Source organism: Thermomonospora curvata DSM 43183, assembly GCF_000024385.1.
In the GTDB taxonomy this organism is placed as follows: Bacteria; Actinomycetota; Actinomycetes; order Streptosporangiales; family Streptosporangiaceae; genus Thermomonospora; species Thermomonospora curvata.
On sequence record NC_013510.1, the window covers coordinates 1 to 24,191 of the forward strand.

21 protein-coding genes and 1 tRNA gene are annotated in these 24,191 nt (G+C 68.3%); 15 read left to right on the forward strand and 7 right to left on the reverse strand.

What is annotated here, in order from left to right; all coding sequences use genetic code 11:
* The first annotated feature begins 60 nt into the window (after positions 1-60).
* From dnaA to TCUR_RS00055, 11 genes are all read left to right on the forward strand, one after another.
* Positions 61-2,226 carry a chromosomal replication initiator protein DnaA gene (gene dnaA / locus TCUR_RS26780; protein ID WP_012850394.1) on the forward strand — a complete coding sequence of 722 codons (2,166 nt, stop codon included), beginning with the start codon at positions 61-63 and terminating at the stop codon, positions 2,224-2,226.
* A 640-nt stretch (positions 2,227-2,866) separates the two neighbouring features.
* The gene (gene dnaN / locus TCUR_RS00010; RefSeq protein ID WP_012850395.1) at positions 2,867-3,994 is read left to right on the forward strand and encodes a DNA polymerase III subunit beta; all 1,128 of its coding nucleotides are present in this window, start codon (positions 2,867-2,869) and stop codon (positions 3,992-3,994) included.
* A gap of 193 nt (positions 3,995-4,187) precedes the next feature.
* Entirely contained in the window at positions 4,188-5,195 is a 1,008-nt protein-coding gene (gene gnd, locus TCUR_RS00015; protein ID WP_483754778.1) for a phosphogluconate dehydrogenase (NAD(+)-dependent, decarboxylating), read from the forward strand.
* 119 nt (positions 5,196-5,314) lie between these two features.
* A complete protein-coding gene (gene recF, locus TCUR_RS00020; RefSeq protein WP_012850397.1) occupies positions 5,315-6,454 on the forward strand; it encodes a DNA replication/repair protein RecF in 1,140 nt (379 codons plus the stop codon).
* Positions 6,444-6,983 (forward strand): DciA family protein, encoded by a 540-nt coding sequence (locus TCUR_RS00025; RefSeq protein ID WP_012850398.1) that lies wholly within the window; start codon positions 6,444-6,446, stop codon positions 6,981-6,983. Before recF ends, TCUR_RS00025 begins: the two co-directional genes overlap by 11 nt.
* 362 nt (positions 6,984-7,345) lie before the next feature.
* Entirely contained in the window at positions 7,346-9,295 is a 1,950-nt protein-coding gene (gyrB, locus tag TCUR_RS00030) for a DNA topoisomerase (ATP-hydrolyzing) subunit B (RefSeq protein WP_012850399.1), read from the forward strand.
* A 75-nt stretch (positions 9,296-9,370) separates the two neighbouring features.
* Positions 9,371-11,890 carry a DNA gyrase subunit A gene (gene gyrA, locus TCUR_RS00035; RefSeq protein WP_012850400.1) on the forward strand — a complete coding sequence of 840 codons (2,520 nt, stop codon included), beginning with the start codon at positions 9,371-9,373 and terminating at the stop codon, positions 11,888-11,890.
* A 70-nt stretch (positions 11,891-11,960) separates the two neighbouring features.
* A complete protein-coding gene (locus TCUR_RS27610) occupies positions 11,961-12,698 on the forward strand; it encodes a DUF3566 domain-containing protein (RefSeq protein WP_012850401.1) in 738 nt (245 codons plus the stop codon).
* A 107-nt stretch (positions 12,699-12,805) separates the two neighbouring features.
* A tRNA-Ile gene (locus TCUR_RS00045) sits at positions 12,806-12,879 on the forward strand.
* 638 nt (positions 12,880-13,517) lie between these two features.
* Positions 13,518-13,967 carry a helix-turn-helix transcriptional regulator gene (locus TCUR_RS00050; protein WP_041439105.1) on the forward strand — a complete coding sequence of 150 codons (450 nt, stop codon included), beginning with the start codon at positions 13,518-13,520 and terminating at the stop codon, positions 13,965-13,967.
* A gap of 5 nt (positions 13,968-13,972) precedes the next feature.
* The gene (locus TCUR_RS00055) at positions 13,973-14,383 is read left to right on the forward strand and encodes a VOC family protein (RefSeq protein ID WP_012850403.1); all 411 of its coding nucleotides are present in this window, start codon (positions 13,973-13,975) and stop codon (positions 14,381-14,383) included.
* Between the two features lie 816 nt (positions 14,384-15,199).
* Here the strand turns inward: TCUR_RS00055 and TCUR_RS26785 are convergent.
* Positions 15,200-15,343: a hypothetical protein gene (locus TCUR_RS26785; protein WP_169312969.1), complete on the reverse strand. Its 144-nt coding sequence runs from the start codon at positions 15,341-15,343 to the stop codon at positions 15,200-15,202.
* A gap of 71 nt (positions 15,344-15,414) precedes the next feature.
* Between TCUR_RS26785 and TCUR_RS00060 the strand changes: the two genes are divergently transcribed.
* The gene (locus tag TCUR_RS00060) at positions 15,415-15,654 is read left to right on the forward strand and encodes a hypothetical protein (protein WP_012850404.1); all 240 of its coding nucleotides are present in this window, start codon (positions 15,415-15,417) and stop codon (positions 15,652-15,654) included.
* Between the two features lie 702 nt (positions 15,655-16,356).
* On the opposite strand, the gene TCUR_RS28210 is transcribed toward TCUR_RS00060, so the two are convergent.
* From TCUR_RS28210 to TCUR_RS26145, 3 genes are all read right to left on the reverse strand, one after another.
* Positions 16,357-17,142, reverse strand: a complete 786-nt coding sequence (locus TCUR_RS28210) for a hypothetical protein (protein WP_041439107.1) — start codon at positions 17,140-17,142, stop codon at positions 16,357-16,359.
* Positions 17,143-17,586: 444 nt separating this feature from the next.
* Entirely contained in the window at positions 17,587-18,336 is a 750-nt protein-coding gene (locus TCUR_RS26140) for a hypothetical protein (protein WP_012850406.1), read from the reverse strand.
* Positions 18,333-18,713: a mCpol domain-containing protein gene (locus TCUR_RS26145; protein ID WP_148232871.1), complete on the reverse strand. Its 381-nt coding sequence runs from the start codon at positions 18,711-18,713 to the stop codon at positions 18,333-18,335. The genes TCUR_RS26140 and TCUR_RS26145 overlap by 4 nt, the downstream gene beginning before the upstream one ends.
* Before the next feature lie 1,406 nt (positions 18,714-20,119).
* Here TCUR_RS26145 and TCUR_RS27620 point away from each other — a divergent pair.
* Together TCUR_RS27620 and TCUR_RS27625 are read left to right on the forward strand one after the other, a co-directional pair.
* Entirely contained in the window at positions 20,120-20,266 is a 147-nt protein-coding gene (locus TCUR_RS27620; RefSeq protein ID WP_245536941.1) for a hypothetical protein, read from the forward strand.
* Between the two features lie 17 nt (positions 20,267-20,283).
* Complete coding sequence (locus tag TCUR_RS27625; protein ID WP_245536942.1) at positions 20,284-20,604, forward strand: CRISPR-associated endoribonuclease Cas6; 321 nt, start codon at positions 20,284-20,286, stop codon at positions 20,602-20,604.
* A gap of 216 nt (positions 20,605-20,820) precedes the next feature.
* Here the strand turns inward: TCUR_RS27625 and TCUR_RS00080 are convergent, their stop codons facing one another.
* The 3 genes from TCUR_RS00080 to TCUR_RS00090 all read right to left on the reverse strand — a co-directional run bounded on the left by TCUR_RS00080 (position 20,821) and on the right by TCUR_RS00090 (position 22,931).
* The gene (locus TCUR_RS00080) at positions 20,821-21,687 is read right to left on the reverse strand and encodes an alpha/beta fold hydrolase (protein WP_012850408.1); all 867 of its coding nucleotides are present in this window, start codon (positions 21,685-21,687) and stop codon (positions 20,821-20,823) included.
* Between the two features lie 14 nt (positions 21,688-21,701).
* Positions 21,702-22,109, reverse strand: coding sequence for a hypothetical protein (locus tag TCUR_RS00085; RefSeq protein ID WP_041440399.1), 408 nt, complete (start codon positions 22,107-22,109; stop codon positions 21,702-21,704).
* 222 nt (positions 22,110-22,331) lie between these two features.
* The gene (locus TCUR_RS00090) at positions 22,332-22,931 is read right to left on the reverse strand and encodes a TetR/AcrR family transcriptional regulator (protein WP_012850410.1); all 600 of its coding nucleotides are present in this window, start codon (positions 22,929-22,931) and stop codon (positions 22,332-22,334) included.
* Positions 22,932-23,006: 75 nt separating this feature from the next.
* Between TCUR_RS00090 and TCUR_RS00095 the strand changes: the two genes are divergently transcribed.
* Positions 23,007-24,161: an FAD-dependent monooxygenase gene (locus tag TCUR_RS00095; protein WP_012850411.1), complete on the forward strand. Its 1,155-nt coding sequence runs from the start codon at positions 23,007-23,009 to the stop codon at positions 24,159-24,161.
* The last annotated feature ends 30 nt before the right edge of the window (positions 24,162-24,191 follow it).

Genomic DNA, 24,191 nt, shown 5'->3' on the forward strand with positions numbered 1-24,191 from the left:
CTGTGACCAGAGTCCTGTTTCGGGGCTCCGGCCGAGGAGACCTGGGGAGGGATGTGGCGTATGGAGGGTCGTGACCTCACCGCGGTGTGGGCCCGTACGCTCGCAGCCCTGTCGGAGGGGGACCTGCCGCCCAGCTATCGCGCCTGGCTGCCCTTGGTACGCCCATTGGCGCTGGTAGAGGGCACCGCACTGCTGGCCGCGCCGAACGAGTTCGCCAAGGACGCCCTGGAGACGCGGCTGCGCGGGCTCATCACTCAGGCGCTCTCGGCCGAACTCGGCAGGGAGATCCGGGTGGCGGTGACGGTGCAGCCCGAGCCGCCGTCCGACCCCGCGCCCGCCGACCGCGCGCAGCCCGCCCCGCCGGCCTACCGCGGCCAGTCGCACCCCGGAGTTATCCACAGCCCCGGGGGGGCCGGTGGATATCCCGAAGGCGGCTATGGCGGGCCCGTCGGCCAGGGGTATCCCCCGCCGCGCGACGGCGGCCACGACGACTCCGATCACGACGGCGTCCACCCGCCCGGACGTCACCGCGCCTACCAGCCCCACCCGGGCGACTATGAGGGACGCCACGCCGGCGGCCACGATCGCGACGGCGAGCCCGGACACCATCGAGGCCCCGAGGCCGCCCCCCACGGCGAGGAATCCCCGTGGAGGCCGGGGGTCCACATGCCTCCTCATCTGAGCGACCGGCCCGGCGGAGCGCTCCACTACGAGAACCGCTACGAAGAGGGCGCCGGACGCGCCGGGGAGAACTCGGCCGATCTGGGAACGCACCACGACCATCAGGGCGCCGCTCCCCGGCCCGACGACCCGCACCGGCCGTTTGCGGACCGCCCGTTCGGCGAGGGCGCCGGCCGCCCCGGCGAGGGTCCCGGCCTGTTCCCGATCCCGGACGCGCGGCACTCGGCCGAGGGCATGCTCCCGGCCGACCCGGCGCCCCCCGGCCAGGGCCGGCACCGCTCCGACGAGCACGGGCACGGCGAGGCGGGACACCTGCCGCCTCCCGGCCAGGGTCCGCGGCCCTATGAGGGAACGTTCACCGGCCCGTTCGGGCAGCCTCCCGCCGACGGTCCCCTGAATCAGGGGCGTCCCGCGGGCGGCCGGGCCGACCGTCCCGGCGACGGCGGGGAGCACGAGCAGCAGCCCTGGCAGCGGCGGCCGGCGGCCGAGCCCCGGCCCGGTTCCGAGCACGCCCGGCTGAACCCCAAGTACACCTTCGAGACGTTCGTCATCGGCTCGTCCAACCGGTTCGCCCACGCCGCCGCCGTGGCGGTCGCCGAGCAGCCCGCCAAGGCCTACAACCCGCTGTTCATCTACGGCGACTCCGGGCTGGGCAAGACGCACCTGCTGCACGCCATCGGCCACTACGCCCAGAGCCTGTTCAGCGGGGTGCGCGTCCGGTACGTCAGCTCCGAAGAGTTCACCAACGACTTCATCAACGCCATCCGGGACGGCAAGGCCGACCATTTCCGCCGCCGCTACCGGGACATCGACATCCTCCTGGTCGACGACATCCAGTTCCTGGAGGGCAAGGAGCAGACCCAGGAGGAGTTCTTCCACACCTTCAACACCCTCCACAACGCCAGCAAGCAGATCGTGATCTCCAGCGACCGGCCGCCCAAGGACCTGGTGACGCTGGAGGACCGGCTGCGCAACCGCTTCGAGTGGGGCCTGACCACCGACGTGCAGCCGCCGGAGCTGGAGACCCGGATCGCGATCCTGCAGAAGAAGGCCCGCCAGGAGGGGCTGGCGGTGCCGCAGGACGTGGTGGAGTTCATCGCCTCCCAGATCGCCACCAACATCCGCGAGCTGGAGGGCGCGCTGATCCGGGTCACCGCCTACGCCAGCCTCAACCGCCAGTCGGTGGACATGCGGGTGGCCGAGACGGTCCTCAAGGACCTGATCCCCGACGACAGCGGGCCCGAGATCACCGCCGCGATGATCATGGCGCAGACGGTGGAGTACTTCGGCACCACCATCGAGGACCTGTGCGGCCCCTCCCGGTCCCGGATGCTGGTGACCGCCCGGCAGATCGCCATGTACCTGTGCCGGGAGCTGACCGACCTGTCCCTGCCCAAGATCGGCGCGCAGTTCGGCGGCCGGGACCACACCACCGTCATGCACGCCGAGCGCAAGATCCGCGCGCTGATGGCCGAGCGCCGTGCCATCTACAACCAGGTCACCGAGCTGACCGGGCGCATCAAGAACCAGGCCCGCAAGCGCTGAGGACAACCGCCTGCGGGCGTCCACAGACGCCGCCGCGCGAGCCCCGTCCGTTGTGCCGGTTTTTGTCAGATCAGCGTGAAACTATCCACACAGGCTGGGGATAACTCTGTGGATCAGTGCCCGAAACCTGGGGAGAACCTGGGGACATCCTGGGGACGAGGTGTGCACGGCCGAGCCCGCCACCGCGTACCGTTGGGGACAACCTGGGGACAACCTGGGGATGAGTTGGGGATGGCCTGGGGACAACCCCGGCCCGAACCGCATTCGAAGCCGCGAAGACGCTCAAGAATCCGCATGATCACCGGCCGACGGTCCACAGTGGTGGATATCGCGCCGCGAGGCTGCGGACAACCGGTGGATAAGTGGGGGATAACGTGTGGACGAGGTGTGGGGATGATTCGGCCATCCCCAGGGCGCTCGCCTTCGTCCACCGCCCACCCACAGCCCCGGTGGATAACCAAACGCCCGGTGACCTGCGAAGACACCGGTTATCCCCAGTATCCACAGGCCCTATGACCAATACGGCTCTGTTTAAACAACGAAGGAAATCTCGACTCAACTCAGGGCCTGGGGACAACGCGCCCGACCCCGCTGCAAGTCGAGCCACCACGATCCGAACCCTGCAGGAAGGCGAGTCCCCGTGAAGTTCCGTATCGACCGAGACGCCCTCGCCGACGCCGTGGCCTGGACCGCCCGGTCGTTGCCGCAGCGCCCCCCGGTGCCGGTACTGGGCGGCATGCACCTGGAGGCGGGCGACCGGCTCAAGCTGTCGGCGTTCGACTACGAGGTGTCCGCTCAGGTCACCACCGACATCGACGCCGAGGAGCCGGGAACCGTGCTGGTGCCCGGGCGGCTGCTGGCCGACATCTCACGCGCCCTCCCTCCACACCCTGTGGAGGTGACCGCCGACGGCAGCAAGGTGATGCTGCGCTGCGGCAGCGCCAAGTTCACCCTCCCCACCATGCCGGTGGAGGACTACCCGTCGCTGCCGGAGATGCCCCCGGCCGCCGGGTCGGTGGGCAGCGACGAGTTCGCCGTCGCGGTCAACCAGGTGGCCATCGCCGCCGGCAAGGACGACACCATCCCCATGCTCACCGGCGTGCGCGTGGAGATCGACGGCGAGACCGTCACGCTGGCCTCCACCGACCGCTACCGGCTGGCCGTGCGGGAGCTGCAGTGGAAGCCGGAACGGCCGGACTTCTCCGCCGCCGCCCTGGTGCCCGCCCGCACCCTCGCCGACACCGCCAAGTCGCTGACCTCCGGCGCGGAGGTGGAGGTGGCGCTGGGCGGCGCCGGCAGCACCGGAGAGGGCATGATCGGTTTCTCCGGCGGCGGCCGCCGCACCACCACCCGGCTGCTGGACGGTGACTTCGTCAAGTACCGCTCGCTGCTGCCCACCGAATACGCCGGCATGGCCGAGGTGCAGACCGGCCCGTTCATCGAGGCGGTCAAGCGGGTGTCGCTGGTGGCCGAGCGCAACACCCCGGTGCGGCTGGCCTTCAGCCAGGGCGAGGTCGTGCTGGAGGCCGGCACCGGCGATGAGGCCCAGGCCGTGGAGGCGCTGGAGGCCACGCTGGAGGGCGAGGACATCAACATCGCCTTCAACCACGGCTTCCTGCTGGACGGGCTGTCGCAGATCGGTTCGGACGTGGCGCGGCTGTCGTTCACCACGCCCACCAAGCCCGCCGTGCTGACCGGCAAGCCGCCGGAGGAGGGCGCCACCCCCTCCTACCGCTACCTGATCATGCCGGTGCGGCTGTCGGGATGAGGCGGCCCGATCCGGGTAACCCGGATCCGGGGAGCACAGACGGCACGGCGGCAGGCCGTGTCACCGCCACAGGAAGCCGCCGCTCCCGTGACCTGGAGCTGGTCATGGGAGCGGCGCACCGGGGGCCTGCGGGGTCCGCCGCCGCGCACCGGGGCCGGCCGGCGCGGCACGAAGGCACCCCCGGCCCGCCGGCATGCTTGGACGACGCGGGCCGCCGCGCACCGGGACGCATCCGGAGTGCCCGCCCGCCGATCGGCGCGTCGAAGGAAGGCTTGAGCCCATGCACATCGGGATGGTCGGACTGGGCCGTATGGGCGGGAACATGGCCGAGCGGCTGCGCCGCGGCGGCCACACGGTCGTCGGCTACGACCGTGACCCGTCCCTCAGCGACGTGAGCGGCCTTCAGGAGCTGGTGGAGCGGCTGCCCGCGCCCCGGGCGGTGTGGGTGATGCTGCCCGCCGGGGAACCGACCCGGCAGACCGTCCACAGCCTGGGGGAGCTCCTGGAGCCGGGGGACGTGGTCATCGACGGCGGCAACAGCAACTACCGGGACGATCAGGAGCACGGCGCACGGCTGGCCGCCAAGGGCATCGGCTTCATCGACTGCGGCGTCAGCGGCGGGGTGTGGGGGCTGGAGAACGGCTATGCCCTCATGGTCGGCGGCGAAGAAGAGCACGTGAGGCGGCTGATGCCGATCTTCGAAACCCTCAAGCCGGCCGGCGAGTACGGCTTCGTGCACGCCGGGAAGGTCGGGGCGGGCCACTTCGTGAAGATGGTCCACAACGGCATCGAGTACGGGATGATGCAGGCCTTCGCCGAGGGCTATGAGCTGATCGCCGCCAGCGGGCTGGTCAAGGACGTCCCGGAGACCTTCCGCAGCTGGAAGGAGGGCACGGTCATCCGCTCCTGGCTGCTGGACCTGCTGGTGCGCGCCCTGGAGGACGACCCCGGCCTGGAGGGCATCCGCGGCTACGCCCAGGACTCCGGCGAGGGCCGCTGGACGGTCCAGGCGGCCGTGGACCACGCGGTGCCGCTGCCGGTGATCACCGCCGCGCTGTACGCCCGGTTCGCCTCCCGGCAGGACGACTCGCCGGCGATGCGGGTGGTGGCGGCGCTGCGCAACCAGTTCGGCGGCCACGCGGTCGAGTCCGCCAAGGGCGCCGACTCCCCCGGCGCCGACGTCGCTCCCCCCGCCGTCTGATCTCCGGGGCCATATGCCCGCACATCCACCTCCTGTGGATGACCGCCCGGCCCGCCCGTCTTTTTCCACAGCCTGTGGACGGACTGCGACAGTCATACCTCTGCCCTACCCTCGTGTCCGTGCACGTGGCCCACCTGTCGCTCCAGGACTTCCGCTCTTACGCGACCGCGGAGATCGCGTTGGAGCCCGGGGTGAGCGTGTTCGTGGGCCCCAACGGGCAGGGCAAGACCAATCTGATGGAGGCGATCGGCTACGTCGCCGCGCACTCCAGTCACCGGGTGGCCACCGACGCCCCTCTCATCCGGCAGGGCGCGCCGCGGGCCATCGTCCGGGCCGGGGTGGTGCGCGACGATCGCAAGGCCCTGATCGAACTGGAGATCAACCCCGGCAGATCCAACCGGGCCAGGCTGAACCGCGCCCCCGTCCCCAGGCCGCGCGAGATCCTGGGGATGCTGCGCACCGTCCTGTTCGCCCCCGAAGACCTGGCGCTGGTCAAAGGCGACCCGGGGGAGCGGCGCCGCTTCCTGGACGAGCTGCTGACCGCGCGGGCCCCGCGCCTGGCCGGGGTCCGCGCCGACTACGACCGCGTCCTGCGGCAGCGCAACGCCCTGCTGAAGTCCGCCGCCGCGCACCGGCGTCCCCCCGGCCCGGAGATGCTGGCCACGCTGGAGGTGTGGGACTCCCACCTGGCCCGCGTCGGCGCCGAACTGCTGGCCGCCCGCCTCAAGCTGGTGGCCGACCTGAGTCCGCTGGCGGCCAAGGCGTACGCCGCGCTGGCCCCCGGCGGCGGCATCGCCTCGCTGGCCTACCGCAGCTCCCTGGGCGAACGGCTGCCCGAGGACCGGATGCCCGTCCCCCGGCAGACGCTGGCCCCCCTGATCGAAGAGGCGCTGCGCGAGGTCCGCCGGCAAGAGCTGGAACGCGGGGTCAGCCTGGTCGGCCCGCACCGCGATGAGCTGGTCCTGCAGCTGGGCGGGATGCCGGCCCGCGGGTTCGCCAGCCACGGGGAGTCCTGGTCGCTGGCCCTGGCGCTGCGGCTGGCCGCCTTCGAGCTGCTGCGGGCCGACGGCGACGACCCCGTGCTGATCCTGGACGACGTGTTCGCCGAACTGGACACCGGCCGACGCCGCCGGCTGGCGGAACTGGTGGCCCCGGCCGAGCAGGTGCTCATCACCGCCGCGGTGCCCGCCGACGTCCCCGCCGAGCTGCGCGGCGCCTCCTTCACCGTGGAGAACGGAGCGGTGACCCGTGACCTCTGAGCCGAACAAGGATCCACACCCGGCGGACGACCCCGCCGAGCCCGCCCCGCCGGCGCCGGCCTCCGGCAAGTCGGGCATCGAACTGGCCCGGGAGGCCCTCGCGCAGGCCCGGGCCGACGCGCTCAAGCGCGGCACGACGCCCGGCCGGGGGCGGCGCAAGAACGTGCCGCGGCCCAGGCCGGTGCGCGAGGTCGGCCGCGGCGGCGACCCCAAGCCGTTCGGCGCGGCGATCCGCGAGCTGCTGGCCGCCCGCGGCTGGGAGCAGCGGGCCGCGGTCGGCGGGGTGTTCGGCAACTGGCCGCGCATCGTCGGCCCCGAGCTGGCCCGGCACACCAAGCCGGAGCGGTTCGACGACGGGGAGCTGACGATCGTCGCCGACTCCAACGCCTGGGCCCAGCAGGTCCGGCTGCTGTCGGCGCAACTGGTCCGGCGGCTGAACGAGGAGCTGGGGCACGGCACGGTGCGCCGGGTCAAGGTCCTCGGCCCCGCCTCCGGGCCCCGGCGCCCCGGAGCCTGGCGGGTGCGGTGAATCCCGGTCACGGGCGGTTCGCGGAGGGCGTACCCGGAGTGAACATCCGTTCGCATCGATTACCGGCGAGTTTCGCTGCCAGCGCTTCATAGCCCCAACAAGCCCCCCTGGTGCATGGGGGGATTCACCTGGAGGCCTGATCGACCGTCAAACGCGCTCCTAGCGCCCAGGAGTGGCCCTTTTTGGCAGATGACCCGGTAGAATGAGCACGGGTTCAGGATGCTGCGCCGCCACGGGTCGTCTGAGTCTGTGTAGGGAACCAACGGACGCCCCCTAAGTGTGTTACGGGGCACACCGCAACGCCTTGCTCGCACTCCCCGGGCGTGGCACGGCGGCGAACATCCCCGGCAGGAGGATCTCCTTTGGCGTACGACGCTAGTTCCATCACTGTCCTTGAAGGCCTGGAGGCGGTGCGCAAACGCCCGGGCATGTACATCGGCTCCACCGGCGAACGCGGGCTGCACCACCTGGTCTACGAGATAGTCGACAACTCCGTCGACGAGGCGCTGGCGGGCTACGCCGACACCATCGAGGTGACGCTGCTGGCCGACGGCGGCGTCCGGGTCGCAGACAACGGCCGTGGCATCCCCGTGGACGAGCATCCGGTGGAAAAGCGCCCGGCGATCGAGGTGGTGCTCACCACGCTGCACGCCGGCGGCAAGTTCGACGGCAAGTCCTACGCGGTCTCCGGCGGTCTGCACGGCGTCGGCTCCTCCGTCGTCAACGCCCTGTCGACCAGGCTGGACGCCGAAGTCCGGCAAAAGGGATACGTCTGGCGGCAGTCCTACACCTGGCGCGGCCCCATCGCCCCGCTGGCCAAGGGCGAACCCACCGACGAGACCGGAACCACCATCACCTTCTGGCCGGATCCGGAGATCTTCGAGACCGTCGAGTGGAACTTCGAGACGCTCTCGCGGCGGCTGCAGGAGATGGCCTTCCTCAACCGGGGCCTGTCCATCACGCTGACCGACGAGCGCCCCGGGCACCTGGGCGGCGAGGACGGCACCGAGCCCCGCCGGGTGGTCTACTGCTACGAGGGCGGCATCTCCGACTTCGTCCGCTACCTCAACGCCAAGAAGGACGCCGTCCACCCCGACGTGATCTCCTTCGAGGAGCACACCGAGGGCATGTCGGTGGAGGTGGCGATGCAGTGGAGCGGCTCCTACACCGAGTCGGTCCACACCTTCGCCAACACCATCAACACCGCCGAGGGCGGCACCCACGAAGAGGGCTTCCGCTCGGCGCTGACCAGCGTGGTCAACCGCTACGCCCGCGACAAGGGCCTGCTGCGGGAAAAGGACGACAACCTCACCGGCGAGGACGTCCGCGAGGGCCTCACCGCGATCATCTCCATCAAGCTCACCAACCCCCAGTTCGAGGGCCAGACCAAGACCAAGCTCGGCAACACCGAGGCCCGCTCGTTCGTCCAAAAGACCGTCCACGAGCACCTGAAGGACTGGTTCGACCGCGAGCCCGGCCAGGCCAAAGAGATCATCAACAAGGCCAGCCAGGCCGCCCGGGCCCGCATCGCCGCCCGCCAGGCCCGCGACCTGACCCGCCGCAAGAGCCTGCTGGAGTCCACCTCACTGCCGGGCAAGCTGGCCGACTGCCAGTCCACCGACCCGGCCAAGTGCGAGCTGTACATCGTGGAGGGCGACTCGGCCGGCGGCTCGGCCAAGGGCGGACGCAACCCCCACTTCCAGGCGATCCTGCCGATCCGCGGCAAGATCCTCAACGTCGAGAAGGCCCGGATCGACAAGATCCTCAAGAACGCCGAGGTTCAGGCGATCATCACCGCGCTCGGCACCGGGGTGCACGATGAGTTCGACATCAGCAAGCTCCGCTACCACAAGATCATCCTGATGTCGGACGCCGACATCGACGGCCACCACATCAACACCCTGCTGCTGACGCTGCTGTTCCGCTTCATGCGGCCGCTGATCGAGGCCGGGCACGTCTACCTGTCCCAGCCCCCGCTCTACAAGATCAAGTGGGATCAGCGCGGCCAGGACGCCGAGTACGCCTACTCCGACGCCGAACGCGACGCCATCATCGAGGCCGGCATCGCCGCCGGCAAACGCGACCCCCGTCCCCGCGACGGCGTGCAGCGCTTCAAGGGACTGGGCGAGATGAACGCCCAAGAGCTGTGGGACACCACCATGGACCCCAGCCGCCGGGTGCTGCTGCAGGTCACGCTGGACGACGCCGCCCAGGCCGACGAGCTGTTCAGCGTCCTGATGGGCGAGGACGTCGAACCCCGCCGCGAGTTCATCCAGCGCAACGCCAAGGACGTGCGCTTCCTCGACATCTAGCGCCCCGGTCCCGCCGCCCGCGCGCGGGCGGACGCCGGCCGTGGACGTCCACTACGTAGAAGAGGTCTTGAAGCAGTGACGGAAGTGACCACCGGGGGCAGCGGACCGGGCGAGCGCATCGAACCGGTCGACATCCAGGTCGAGCTGCAACGCAGCTACCTCGACTACGCGATGTCCGTGATCGTCGCCCGGGCGTTGCCCGAGGTGCGCGACGGACTCAAACCCGTGCACCGCCGCGTGCTGTACGCCATGTACGACGGCGGCTACCGCCCCGACCGCGGCTACTTCAAGTGCGCCCGCGTCGTCGGCGACGTCATGGGGAATTACCACCCCCACGGCGACAGCGCCATCTACGACACCCTGGTCCGCCTCGCCCAGCCGTGGGCCATGCGGTACCCCCTGGTCGACGGCAACGGCAACTTCGGCTCCCGCGGCAACGACCCGGCCGCGGCCATGCGGTACACCGAGTGCCGCCTGGCCCCGCTGGCCATGGAGATGCTGCGGGACATCGACAAGGAGACCGTCGACTTCTCCCCCAACTACGACGGCCGCTCCACCGAGCCGGACGTGCTGCCGGCCCGCTTCCCCAACCTGCTGGTCAACGGCTCGGCCGGCATCGCCGTCGGGATGGCCACCAACATCCCCCCGCACAACCTGCGGGAGGTCACCGAGGGCGTCTTCTGGTACCTGGACAACTACCACGTCTCCGACGAAGAGCTGTTGGACGCCCTGATCGAACGGATCAAGGGCCCCGACTTCCCCACCGCCGCCCTCATCGTCGGCCGCAAGGGCATCGAGGACGCCTACCGCACCGGCCGCGGCTCCATCACCATGCGCGCGGTCGTGGAGATCGAAGAGATCCAGGGCCGCACCTGCCTGGTCGTCACCGAACTGCCCTACCAGGTCAACCCCGACAACCTCGCGCTGAAGATCGCCGAGCTGGTCAAGGAAGGCAAGCTGGAGGGCATCGCCGACGTCCGCGACGAGACCTCCGGCCGCACCGGCCAGCGCCTGGTGATCGTCCTGAAGAAGGACGCCATCGCCAAGGTCGTCCTCAACAACCTCTACAAGCACACCCAGCTGCAGGAGACCTTCGGCGCCAACATGCTGGCCCTGGTCGACGGGGTGCCCCGCACCCTGCGGCTGGACCAGTTCATCCGCTACTGGGTCGACCACCAGATCGACGTCATCGTCCGGCGCACCCGCTTCCTGCTGCGCAAGGCCGAAGAACGCGCCCACATCCTGCGCGCCCTGCTGCGCGCCCTGGACCGCATCGAAGAGGTCATCGCGCTGATCCGCGGCTCGGAATCGGCCCAGGCCGCCCAAGAGGGCCTGATGGCGCTGCTGCAGATCGACGAGGTCCAGGCCCAGGCCATCTTGGACATGCAGCTGCGCAAGCTGGCCGCCCTGGAACGGCAGGCCATCACCGACGAGTACGAGCGGCTGATGGCCGAGATCGCCGACTTCAACGAGATCCTGGCCTCCCCGGAGCGGCAGCGGCGCATCGTCCGCGAAGAGCTGGAACCGATCGTCGAACGCTACGGCGACGAGCGGCGCACCCAGATCGTCCCCTTCGACGGCGACGTCTCTTATGAGGACCTCATCCCCGAAGAGGACATCGTCGTCACCATCACCCGCGGCGGCTACGCCAAGCGCACCCGCGTGGACGCCTACCGGGAGCAAAAGCGCGGCGGCAAGGGCGTCCGCGGCGCCCAGCTCAAACAGGACGACATCGTCGAGCACTTCTTCGTCACCACCACCCACCACTGGCTGCTGTTCTTCACCAACAAGGGGCGGGTGTACCGGGCCAAGGCCTATGAGCTGCCCGAGGGCGGCCGCGACAGCCGCGGCCAGCACGTGGCCAACATGCTCGCCTTCCAGCCCGAAGAGCACATCGCCGAGGTGCTCGACCTGCGCGACTACGACGTCGCCCCCTACCTGGTGCTCGCCACCAGGCAGGGCAAGGTTAAAAAGACCGCGCTGAAGGACTTCGACTCCCCCCGCACCGGCGGCATCATCGCCATCAACCTCGCCGAGGGCGACGAGGTGATCGCCGCCCGCCTGGTCTTCCCCACCGACGACCTGCTGCTGGTCGGCACCAACGCCCAGGCCATCCGCTTCCACGCCGACGACGAGCAGCTGCGCCCCATGGGCCGGGCCACCAGCGGCGTGATCGGCATGCGCTTCGACACCGGCCACCTGCTGGACATGCACGTCATCCGCGACGGCGACGAGGACGTGCTGGTGGCCACCGAAGGCGGATACGCCAAGCGCACCCCCGTGGAGCAATACCCTGTCCAAGGCCGGGGCGGCAAAGGCGTGCTGACCGCTAAGATCGTGCAAGCCCGCGGCAAGCTGGTCGGCGCGCTCATGGTCCGCCCCGAAGACGGCGTGTTCGCCATGACCTCGAACGGGGGAGTGATCCGGACGAACGCCGGTGAGATCAAGCGGTCGGGCCGTCAGACCATGGGGGTCCGGCTGATGAATCTCGCGGAGGGGGACAGCGTCGTCGCCATCGCGAGGAACGTAGAGTCGTCCATGGAAGAGGAGCCCGAGGCGGGCGACCCGCAGACGGCAGAGGGAAAGCCGCAGTGACTGATGCGACCGGCCGGGCGTCGCAGCAGCGACCGGCGAGCGTGAACGCGCCGGGCCGCGAGGAGGACGAGTGAGCACTCAACCCAACCAGAGCACCAACCGTCCCTCGGAGACCGATCCCGGCGCCAACGGCAGCGCTCCCGACCTGAACAAGCCGGACCGCCCCGGCGACGGCGGCGTCCACGACCTGACCCGTCCGGAGGGCATCGCCCCGGTCAGCGACCCGATCCCCTCCAAAGACCCGTCGTGGTCGCCATCCGCCTCCCAGAGCGGCTCCTCCTCGCTGCCGGCCCTGCCCGCCGCCGGCGCCTCCGGGGGCCAGCAGCGGCCCCCGGGCGGCCCTCAGGGCGCCCCGACCATGGCCCCGCCCGCCCCGCCCGGCTCCGCCCAGTCCAAGCGCGCGGTGGCCCGGCTGGGCGGCTCCGGCGGCCGGACCCCGCGCCGCGCCCAGCTCCAGCTCGCCCGGCTGGAGCCGTGGTCGGTCATGAAGTTCAGCTTCGTGATGTCCCTGGTCGCCTTCATCGTCCTGCTGGTGGCCGTCACCGTCCTGTACGTGATCCTCTCCGGCCTGGGCGTCTTCGACGCCATCAGCGAGACCGTCAACGACCTCACCCGCGACCAGAGCTCCTCCGGCGGTGTGGACGCCGCCAACTGGTTCGGCTTCGGCCGCATCTTCGGCTACACCGTCCTGGTCGGCGCCCTCAACGTCCTGCTCATCACCGCCCTGTCCACCGTCGGCTCGGTCATCTACAACCTGGCCGCCGACCTGGTGGGCGGCATCGAGGTCACCCTCAAGGAGGCCGAGTGACCCCACTCCGGCACCGCGCAGGCGGGCAGCCGGCAATCTGATTTCAGGTTGCCCCCTGACATGCGGTACTCTCCTCTACGGCAACCGCCGAACAGGCGGACCGCCCCGGGCCTATAGCTCAGTCGGTTAGAGCGCATCCCTGATAAGGATGAGGTCGGTGGTTCAAGTCCACCTAGGCCCACTTCGAAGCACTTCTTCAGAGGCCGGTTCCGATCATGACGGACCCGGCCTCGAGATCTTTTCGTCCCCTCATGGCACTGGTGCTCTGCGGACACTGGGACGCCTGGAAGGGCTGTCCCATCAGCTTGGGGGTTGAGGAGACACGACGGCCGGCACCGACGGAGCTCCAGAAGCCGAACCGCTCATGAAGGCCCGATGCCTTCATCCGTCTTCGCCGATCGACTTCCAGCTCGATGAGTGTTGACCCCGCATACGGCGGGGATGGCCCCGATTGCTTCGCAGTCTGCGTCACCACGATGATGTCGGCCCTGCATGTGCGGGGATGGTCCGTAGAGCAAGGGAGCCCGTGCTGCTGCCTGTCGTGGGAGGAACCGATGGGGACGCATGACGGCAGGTGTCGGCTCCCTTCGGAAGAGCGATCCGGAGCGTTGATTCGCAAGCACGGCCGCAACGCCTTCCCCGGCCGCTGAGGATGGCGGAGTCGGTGGAAACACTGGTGTCTCGAGCCGGGTGAACACCTCGATCGGCGGGTTCCGCCGACTGGATGGGACCGTATGCCGGCGTATTCGGACGGCATGTGACGGTGGAGCAACCGCATGGACACCGTGGAATGTCGGTGCCGGTTGGCACGATGCTGGTGTGAGCGGTAGCCCCATCTCAGAGCAGCGGTTGAAGGACCTGGCGCGGTTGCGGCGGGTGCGTGATCGGATCGATCGGGAGTACGCACAGCCGTTGAACGTTGAGGCGCTGGCTCGGGATGTGCACATGTCGGCCGGGCATCTCAGCCGGGAGTTTCGGCGTGCCTATGGGGAGTCGCCGTACTCCTATCTGATGACGCGGCGCATCGAGCGGGCCATGGCGCTGTTGCGGCGTGGGGATATGAGCGTCACCGAGGTCTGCTTTGCGGTCGGGTGCTCGTCGTTGGGGACGTTCAGCACTCGTTTCACCGAGCTGGTGGGGGTGCCGCCGAGTGTCTACCGGCGGATGGCGGCGGACGCCACCAAGGGGATGCCTTCCTGCGTGGCCAAGCAGGTGACCAGACCGGTCAGAAATCGAGAAGCGCGGGTTTTGGTGCCGCATCTAGCGTGAAGGACATGGACATCACCATTCAGCAGACCTTCCTGCCGCACAGCGATCCGGACGCCTCCCTGGCCTTTTACCGGGACGTTCTGGGGTTCGAGGTCCGTAACGACGTCGGTTACGGCGGCATGCGCTGGATCACCGTGGGGCCGCCCTCGCAGCCCGACGTCTCCATCGTCCTGTACCCGCCGAACGCCGATCCCGGCATCACCGAGGACGAGCGCCGCACCATCGCCGAGATGATGGCCAAGGGCACCTACGGCCACATCATCCTGTCCACCAAGGACCTGGACGGCACCTTCGAGCGGGTGCAGGCCCGCGGCGCCGAGGTCGTCCAGGAACCGACCGAGCAGCCGTACGGAGTGCGCGACTGCGCCTTCCGGGACCCGGCAGGCAACCTCATCCGCATCAACGAGCGCCGCTGAGTCGTCTGCCGGCCGCGGTGGATGGCACTGCGCGGAGGCCGGTACTCGGGGCCAGGTGTGGGCGGCCCCCGCCCGGTGTCGTCGTGGAGGTGAGCGGGGGCTCGTCCACGGCGGGAGTCCGGGCGGTCGGCCGCCCACCGGCCGACTGGGATGCTGCGGGGCTTGAGGGAACGGCAAGTGTCATGTCTGCTGGGGGCGGCGTGAACCTGCAGGTCAGGTATTGAAATGGCCACCGGTACTTACCCTGTCGAATCGGTGGTCCGGGTGTGCCGCAGATTCCCGGAAAATCCGGTGAAGATCACACTATGCTCTCCGGGTTGTACGACAATCGGTTAAAAGTGGACTGAGTGAATATCAAGGCCCACGGGAGCGTCATCGGTATCACGGCCGCCGTTTCGGCTCTTTCGGTCGCTGTGCCGGCCCATGCCGCTCCCGGCTGGCGTGTCATCGCCACGCCGGGCAAGAACTCTGGGCTATACGACGTGGCGCCATCAGCGCCAAGAACGCCTGGGCGGTCGGCTATCAGTCCGGTGATGGTCAGACCCTGCCCGTCGTGCGCCGCTGAAACGGCAAGAAGTGGGCGGTCTTCACTGCCGACATATCCAAGTCGTCCTGGCCGCACGCGCCGACGCTGCTAGCGGTCAGCGCCCGGGATGTTTGGTCGTTCGCCCGTACCGGTCCAGAGAAGTTCAACCCCGACGTGCGGCACTACAACGGCCGCAAGTGGCGCAAGGTCAAGGCCCCGGGGCCCATCGTCCAGGCCAGCGCCGTCTCCAGCAAGCAAGTCTGGGCGGTCGGCTGGGTCAGGGGCGCTGCTCAGCCCATCCCCACGGTGATGCGCTGGGACGGCAAGAAGTGGAAGAAGCAGGCCCAGCCCTTGGGCACCCGCACTAGCGGCACCGTGGCCGGGGATGTGCTGGCGTTCAGCAGCAAGAACGTGTGGGTGGCCGGGGTTTCCAACAGCGGGGCGTGGCCTGCTGCTGCGCTGGAACGGCAAGAAGTGGACCAAGAGGACCGCTCCGGTCAAGGGCGTGCTGTCCGACCTGGTCTACGACGGCAAGGGTGGCCTGTGGATGCGGGCCGGGCAGAAGCTCCTGCACTACAAGTCCGGCAAGTGGAAGACCGTCTCCCTTCCGAGAAAGGATGGTTTGCGGCCGGAGATCAACGCGCTGGCCCATATTCCGAAGACCACTTCCGTCTGGGCGGTCGGCGCCCTTGCGGACGAGAGGGAGGTCTACCAGAGCAGCGTCATCCTCAAGTACGGCAAGTAGCTACGGCCGATAGTCCCTTTCGACGCATGACCTTGAAGGGGTGGAGACGGGAGCCTCGTCGTTGCAGGTCCTAGGCTGCGCCTTTGACAGGGGTGCACCCATCCCGGCTTACGGGAGCAGCGTGCTGAAAAGGTTCACCGGGGTTCTCTGATTCGTCCTCTGGAAGTCGTGAATGCTTTGGGGTACCGGGCGGTGTTCGAGGCAGGAACTAACGCGGCGTCGGCGTTGCGAACCCCCTGAAGGGTGATGAGGACTCACTGGGCCCGTCAAGCATGGGCCGAAGCTACCCGGTTGCGATCCCTCTGAGGGGTGATGAGGACCCCGATCTTCTCCTCGGCGATCTCCAGCCGGTCCAAGTGTTGCGATCCCTCTGAGGGGTGATGAGGACCAGGCTCAGCGCCGCTGTGAGATGGTCCGGCTCGCTGCGTTGCGATCCCTCTGAGGGGTGATGAGGACCCCCAGGGTAAAGCCGCAGGCCAGAGGCACGGAAGCCCACCGGCTACGGTCCGGTTTTGCAGCGGACCGTCGGTTGTGCATCTGCCCAGGTAGGACGCACAAGCACGGCGGGAGTAAGAGCTGCACGACCACGGTAGCTCGCCAGTGGGCATCGTGTCGCTGGGTGAGCGAGCGTGCCTTTCCTCTGGAAGGCTGGGCATGGGTGGTGGTCTCGGGGTTGGCTGTTCAGCGTCTCTTGGAAGCGGACTAGGCGGCTTGGTGGTCGTTTCGCCTCCGAAATGGGGTGGTCGAACCGTCTCCGGGATGGTTCTCGGCAGGGGTGAGGAGCTGCTCGGTCCAGTCGATTCCCGCTGTTGCGATCAGGGTGGTCAGGCGGCGGACGAGGTGGTGTGCGGCCTCGGGGGACAGGCCGAGGGAGCGACGGGCGATTTCGGTGGGGGCGGTGTTCTCGCCTGCGGCGAGAGCGCAGAGGGCGGCGATGATCGGGCGGTGGGGGTGGGAGGTGAGGAGGGCGCGCAGGGTGCTTTGGGCTTGGACGCGCTCTGGGGGTGTGGTGGGGGCGGGGTGGAGCAGGGAGAAGGCCGAGGTGCCGAGGTTGGCGGTGAAGAAGGCGGGGTTGACGGTGTGCAGGGTCTGCAGTGCCTTGCGCATCTTCTCGGTGGCCTGGGTGGGGGTCAGGTTGAGACGCTGCCGCACGTCCTCGGGGACGTGGAGCAGGTCGGTGAGGCCGCGGCGGGCGCGGAACACCGCGATGATCGCCAGGTCCAGCAGGGACGGGTCGGTGCGCAGCGGAGCCGCCCAGCGGGCCTGGCGCAGGTCGCGCTCGGGGCGGGCGGCCGCGCCGCGGGCCACCGCGTCCTGGCGGCGGACTCGTCCCTCCAGGTGCCGCAGCGGATAGTGGACGAGCTGGGCGCGGGCGGTGCGCAGCCAGCGGGGGTCGGTGTCGGTGGTGGGGCGGGTGAGGTCGGCGGCGTCCTGCTGTTCGGCTTCGGGGGAGGCCAGGTGGGTGCGCAGCACGAGCCACTCCCGCACGGGTTCGCCGTTCCGGGTGGTGGGTACCGGGCCGTGCAGGGCCTTGCGGAGCCGGCGGAAACTGGTCGTCAGCAGGTCGTCGGCCGTGGCCTCGCAGTCGGCGCACCATCCCCGGCCGGTTGGCGCCTGGCAGGCGCGGCCGGCGTGCCGGGCTCGGCTCAGCGGATTGTGGGCGGCGGCGCACGGCGCGGGTCTGACCAGGGTGCAGAACGCGGCGAAGGCGACGATCTCGTCAGAGTCGGCCAGCTGGGCAGCTGGGCGACAGGCCGCATGCGGTCCCCTTCTGGGGCGGTAGAACTCGGCCGCGTTCTGGACGTGATGTCCGAGAACAAGCCAAGCTCAGGATGCCGATAAACCTCGAAACTCTCTCAGGCAGCAGCTGTTAGATGACACCGCTTCCTTATGTCCTTATGTCAGGGATGGCGGATGAGGAGATCTCTAAGGTTATCTCGGGGATCGCATCTGATATATGCCGCTGGCTATTCCAATTAGATTGGAGACAAGTCCGATTGTGGCGAGTATAGGGTTTTGTGAGTCGATGAAGGTTAGTATTGAAAAGCAGATGATGCCAACTATCAAAGTGGCTGTTGTCGTTCGCAAAATCCTTCGCACGTGGATGAGTTTTCGGAAGACAGATTGTACTGCCGGGGATTGTCTGAGTGGATAGTAGGAAAATCCCCCAGGTGGGATAAAGAAGTACAAAGACTTCTCGGGGTGTGCTCTGTCTGGTTGCTTGTGCAGCTCAAAAGCATACGTTTCGTGGCCGCCGGCAATTCCGATCAGCATAACGTGGGACATGAGAACCTTTGGTAGCCCGGTGACATCAATGAAAAGTCTTCCAGGCCTGGCCTGCTTTGATTGTCTTTCTAGGAACTTCTCCAGTTCTTCCAGTGGAACTGGCTGAGCCAGCTCCTGGTTTGACTGGCTTGCCTTGAGATTGTCTACAGTAGCTGCACAGCGAGATTTGATCCTGTCATCGATCTCTATGGAGGAATTCTTATATATTCCTGCCGAGAGGTCTTCTAGTCCAGATACGATCTTGTCGGCGAAGTCGGTTGAGGGGCCCTCTATTGTTGCTCCTGTGACGAATATGAAGGAGAATTTTGAGACAGCATATTTGTCGCCAAGGTGCAAGATGGAATTAATGTAGATGTCAACGTTGTTTGAGAAGGTAAAGATAAGCGCGGTATTCACCGTAGTGTCTCCGGCGTGAACGGGATGATCTTGTTCTTCCCGGTGGCCTTTGCCAGCTTGAGGGCCAGGTAGGCATCGCGCATTGTCTTTCCGTAGCCGCCGGAAAAGGTAAAGCTTGTTCCTCTGGACGTGGTACGGATCAGGTTGACTGTTGTCTCAATTTCTGATCTTGGCATTTCCAGGAGTATGCTGTCTCCGCCATGCAAGAGGACTTTGATGGAGGGGTTTTTGTTAATTTGATTGAAGAGCTCGTTTATTAGGTTCTCAAATTCTTGAGAGAGTTCCCTTAGCTTATTTTTGTTCTCTGTTATAACGTACACTTCTAGGTGGCGACCAATGTCGTCACCGTCTATCGCTAGGAACCAGTTGGTAGCCACTCTGACATCTTGCCGTACGTGTGGGGTATGTGCACACCGACTGGGACTGTTGAAGCTGTTGGGCCCTAGTTAGGGGATCCCTCTGTCGTGTGCGGTGGTGTGTAGCCATGGTGCGTTAACAGAGTTCCTGGGGGTGTGGGTTTTGTGGTATTACCCAAATTTGGGCGACCGAATTCCCCTATAAGGGATGTCTTATATTAAGGTGGAGTGAGAGCGGTGAGCCGTGAGCGGCGAGGGGGGTAGCGCTGAGGGTTCAGGAGTGTGTTCGAATTAGTGATATAGAATGGTTCTCTTCGGGTGTTGCGGCCCTGGCGGGGTGAGGACGTCAAAATTTCCCGTTCTGTTTGTGCGGGTGTAGTCCCTGCCGGAGAACCTAGTGCTCCCTGCTTATCTGCTTTCTTCTGAAACGTTTGGTGGCCGTGGTCGTCGGCAGGATCGGCGGGTGGGACAGGCCAACGCTCATGAGGACCAGCACGTCGCCACTGCCCGGGACCGGCCAGGGGGCAGACCGGTACTGGACAGCAGGGAGGGGACGAGGCCGCCGGTCTCCCAGGCGTCGGCCTGCTCGATGATCGTGCGAGGAATGGGCGTACTTCGGCGCCCGGTTCGCGGAAGTGGGTGCTGTGGGTGGCAGCGTCACGGTTGAGGGCCGTCAGCTCGGTGTCACGTAGCATCGCCGCGCACTCGCTGCTCACTGCGGGGGGAAGCAGCCGCCGGACCTGCTCGATCAGGTCTGCACCGCAGCGTTGTCCTTCGGCGCGCTGGTGCAAGCGCGTCCACCAGGGCGAAGATCAGCATGCCGGTGCAGCGTGGGAGCCGGTCGCGTTCCTTGTCTAGCCGACTGGCCAGACGCCGCCGGTGCCAGGCGCGCAGCAGGGACTGGTCGATGGCTTCGCCGTGGGCGACGCGTTCAAAGAACGTCGCCTGCACGGTCGGCCGGGACTCGGTCAATTTCTGCAGGTGCCTGGCGGGCGGCGGTGACGGCGCCGTGCTGCCGGGCCGCCAGCAGGCGCCAGGTCTCGGCATGTTGGGGGTCGAGCACGGCCAGCTCGTCCCAGAGACGGTGCCGCACCAGCCAGGCGTGCAGCTTTTCTGGTCATAGTACGGAGAATTTCGTCGGTTCTGGGACTTGCTGTCTGTGAAAAACTGAAGAAGGGGTGGATATGCGATTACGTGTGAAGATCGCGACGTCCGCGGAGAGTATTCCGTGGTCGGTGGTGTTGGCGCCCGGGCGGTCGTTGGTCTATGGCCTGCTGGCTCGTGTGGCGCCGGAACTGGGGACCAGGCTGCACGATTTCGGGTGGGGGCCGTATGGGATGGCGCCGTTCGGGTACGGGGCGCCGATGTTTCCGGAGGCGAGGCGGCGTCGTGGGGTGTATGCGGCCGGAGGGAAGGGATTTTGGGAGTTGGGGAGTCCGCTGCCGGCGGTGGTCGAGGTCTGGGCGGCGGGGTTGCGGCGGCGGGAGCTGATCGACTGGGGCGGGGTGGCGTTTCGGCTGCTGGGGGTCACGGTGGTGGAGCCGCCGGCGTTCGCCGCGGGGCGGGCGCGCTGAGGACGGTCACGCCGGTCGTGTTGAAGGGGTCCGGGCGGGACGAGTGGGGGGTTCGCCAGACCCGGCAGGCTTGGCTCATGCCCACAGATTCGGAGTTCCCCGCTTACTTCGAGGGGAATTTGCGGCGCAAGGCCGAGACACTGGGGTTGGACCCGGAGATCAGTCTGGAGAGGATCACCTGGGTCGGGGCGCGGCGTTCCTATGAGACGGGCAAGGGCAAGAAGCCCGGGGCGCTGATCGAGGTCGAGTTGCGCGGGGCGCCCGAGGTGCTGCGGGCGTTGTGGAGCTGGGGGCTCGGGCAGGCCAACTCGGCAGGCTTCGGGTGGGTGGCGGCGTGAGGCCGGGCGAGGTCGCTGTCGGCCGGGCGTCCGCTTCGACAGGTCGGCGCGTAATGCCATGGCGGTGCCCTCGTCGGCGCCGAGATGTGCGGTGAGCGCTTTCCATGTGGGCGGGGGATTTTGTGGAGGGCGTCCCGTGCGGTCGGCGGTGGGCCGGGAGCGGGCACAAGGGACCGGCCGGGGTGGTGCCGGCCGGTCGTTGTGCGGGTTCGCGGGTCAGGCGGGGACGGGTGTCTTGCGGCGCTGTTTGAGGATGCGGAGGGCCTCCAGCAGGTAGAGGCGGAAGACCGGGTAGTTCTCGCTCATGGGGAAGTGGCCGATCTTCTCCATCTTCAGGAAGGTGCAGTTCTTGATGGCCTTGGCGGTGCGGGCGCTGTCTTCTGGGGTGGTCAGGTAGTCGTACTCGCCGGTCATCATCACCAGCGGGCAGCGGTCCCCGTCGATCTCGCCGAGGCGGTCGCGCAGGTCGTGGTCGACCGAGTAGAAGTACAGGTCGCCCTTGAACGCCTCAGAGCCCTGGGTGTAGTAGAACCAGGTCTTGCGGCGGTCGGCTTCGGGGGACTGGGGTGCCATCAGGTCCCACACCCCGCTGGCGCACACCTGGGCGGCGTTGGCGTGCGGGTGCTGCCACCAGTCCAGGTAGAAGCCGGGCGAGTAGTCGGCGCCCTCCACCGCGATGATGCCGGCGAAGCGGTCCGGGCGGCGCAGGGCCAGTTGCAGGGCGACGTTCCCGCCGAACGAGCAGCCCATGAAGATCGGGTCCTTCAGGTCCAGGGCGTCGCAGAAGGCGATGATGAAGTTGGTGTAGTGCTCGGCGGTGAGCTTGTACTCCTCCTTCCACCACTCGGTGTTCTCGGGCGGGTCGGACTTGCCGTGGCGGGGCAGGTCGTAGGCGATGATCCGGTAGTCGGAGGCGATCTGTTCGTCCTCCAGCAGGCCGCGCCACTGGTGGTTGTGACAGCCCGCGGTGTGCTGGCAGACCAGCGGCTGTCCGGTGCCGTTCTCCAGGTAGAAGACCTTGTATTCCAGGCCGTCCACCTCGACGGTCACATAGTGCCCGGTTACCGGAGAGATCCTGCTCATGGCGGTGTCCTTCCTCAGACTGGGGAGCCGACGGTGCGCAGCAGCTCCAGCTGGCGGGTGATGCAGCGCAGGTTCTGCATGAGGACCAGCAGGTCGCCTTCCAGGCGCATGTCGCGCTGGAAGCTGGCGGCCCAGATCCCGTGGAACATCGGCGGCGGTTCCGGCTTGCTGAAGTTGCGCCAGGTCTCCGCGCTCGCCCGGATGGCGAACTGGTAGCGCACATCGAGCGGCCCCGGGTCGACGGCGACCTGGACCACCCGCCCGGACTCCACGCGGATCACGAAGGCTTGGTCGGTGGCGTCCAGCAGGTACGAGCAGGTGAAGTCCTTGCCGTGGGCCTGGATCTCGGGGTCTTCGTTGCTGGCTTTGGCGAAGGCGTCGGCCCACTGCTGGGCCGTGCGGGTCAGGGTCGGTGCGGTCATCGTCATGCTCCTCCTTGAGCTGGACGGGGCTGACCGCCGTCGCGTACGGCGTTCGGGCAGGTCTTTCGCGGTGTGCTCGCCGTGCCCGTTACGTCGCCCATACCCGCAGGACGACGCCCAATAGTTCACATAAAGATTCCTTTGACAGCGATTACCGGTGATTTACGGGCATGGGAAGGTTGCGGCATTTGCGCTGGTCGGGCGGCCAAAGAGGGGCAAGGGTCAGTGCCGCGCCGTGCCGGGGGTGTCCCGGGAAGGGCCGAGCACACCGGTGAAGAAGTCGGCCACGGCCAGGCGCAGCTCCTCCAGGGTCGGCTCGGTGCCGGCGCCGGCGAGCACGTAGAACATGACGCCCTCGCAGAACATCACCAGCTGGCGGCCGTGGCGGTCGGGGGCGCTGGAGCCGGCCGCGGTCATCAGCGCGATCGCCAGGTTGCGGAAGCGCCGGCCGCTTTCGTCGTAGAGCGTGCGCAGTTCCGGGCGGCGGGTGGCCTCTAGGGCCAGTTCGTAGCGGGCCAGGGTGCGCCGGCGGTCCTCGGTGAGCTGGGCGTGCAGCAACCGGGCGACCGCTTCGATCAGGACGTGCCTGCCGGGGCGTTCGGGCAGCGGTCCGGCGGCGGCGAATTGCCGTTCTTCCAGTTCGTTCAGTCGTTCCAGGGCCAGTGCCAGCAGGGCGGCGCGGGTGCGCGCCACGTTGGAGGCCGACCCGGGCGGCAGGGCGGCCGCCTCGTCCACCGCCCGGTGGGTCAGCCCGCGCATCCCGCGCTCGGCCAGCAGCGTGAGGGCGGTCTCGGCGACCAGCTCGGCGCGCGGCGATTTCATGCCCCCGGATACTACTTCCGTAGTGCCACTACAGCTATAGTGAAATCACTACGGATGTAGTGAGGAGTGGAAGTCATGCGGAAGGCGATCGTGATCGGCGGCGGGATCGGCGGGCTCACCGCCGCGGCGGCGCTCAAAGGCAAAGGCTGGACGGTGCGCGTCTACGAACGCGCCCCCGGCCTGGAACCGGTCGGCTCGGGCCTGGCCATCGGCCCCAACGCGCTGCGCGCCCTGGACACCCTGGGCATCGGCGACCGGGTGCGCGACCTGGCCGCCCTCGCCGGGGACGGCGGGCTGCAGCGCCCCGGCGGCGGCTGGCTCAGCCGCACCAGCGCCGAGGACGCCGCCGTGCGCTATGGCGACCTCACCGTGATCATGCTGAGGTCCCGGCTGGTCTCCCTGCTCAGCGGCCTGCTGGAGACGGACGATCTGCACCTGGGCGTCACCGTCGAGTCGGTCTCCCCCGACGACGGCACCGTGATCACCGACCGGAGGGCCGACCGCGCCGACCTGATCGTGGCCGCCGACGGGATCGGCTCCCGCACCCGGGCCGCCCTTTTCCCCGGCCACCCCGGGCCGCGCTACTTCGGGCTGACCGCCTGGCGGCTGCTGACCGCCGACCCCGGGACGATCGAGGCGTTCTCCGAGACCTGGGGCCGCGGCCTGCTGTTCGGCGTCACCCCGCTGGCCGACGGCATGCTGTACTGCTACGCCGCCGCACCCGCCCCCGCCGGGCGGCGCGCCCCGGACGAAAAGCGGGAACTGCTGCGGCTGTTCGGGACCTGGCACGACCCGATCCCCGGCCTGCTGGCCCAAGCCGACCCGGCGCGGATCCTGCGCAACGACATCTACTTCATGGAGCCTCCCCTGCCGGCCTTCCACCGGGGCCGCGTCGTCCTGCTCGGGGACGCCGCCCACCCCATGACCCCCCACCTCGGGCAGGGCGCCTGCCAGGCCATCGAGGACGCGATCGTGCTGGCCCACGAGGTCACCGACGGCGGCGGCCCGGCCGCCTACACCGCGGCCCGCCTGCCCCGCACCACCGAGATCATGCGCCGTTCCCGGCGGATCGGACGCCTGGCCGCGCTGCAGAACCCGCTCCTGGTGGCCCTGCGGGATGCGGCCATGTGGACCGCCAACCGGCTGGGCCCCTCCCTGGTGCTGCGCCAGGGCGACCCGGTTTTCGCCTGGCGTCCCCCGGCCGCGGCGGCGGGCCTCATCCGGCGGTAGGGGTCGATCCGTCCCGGATGCGGGCGGGAT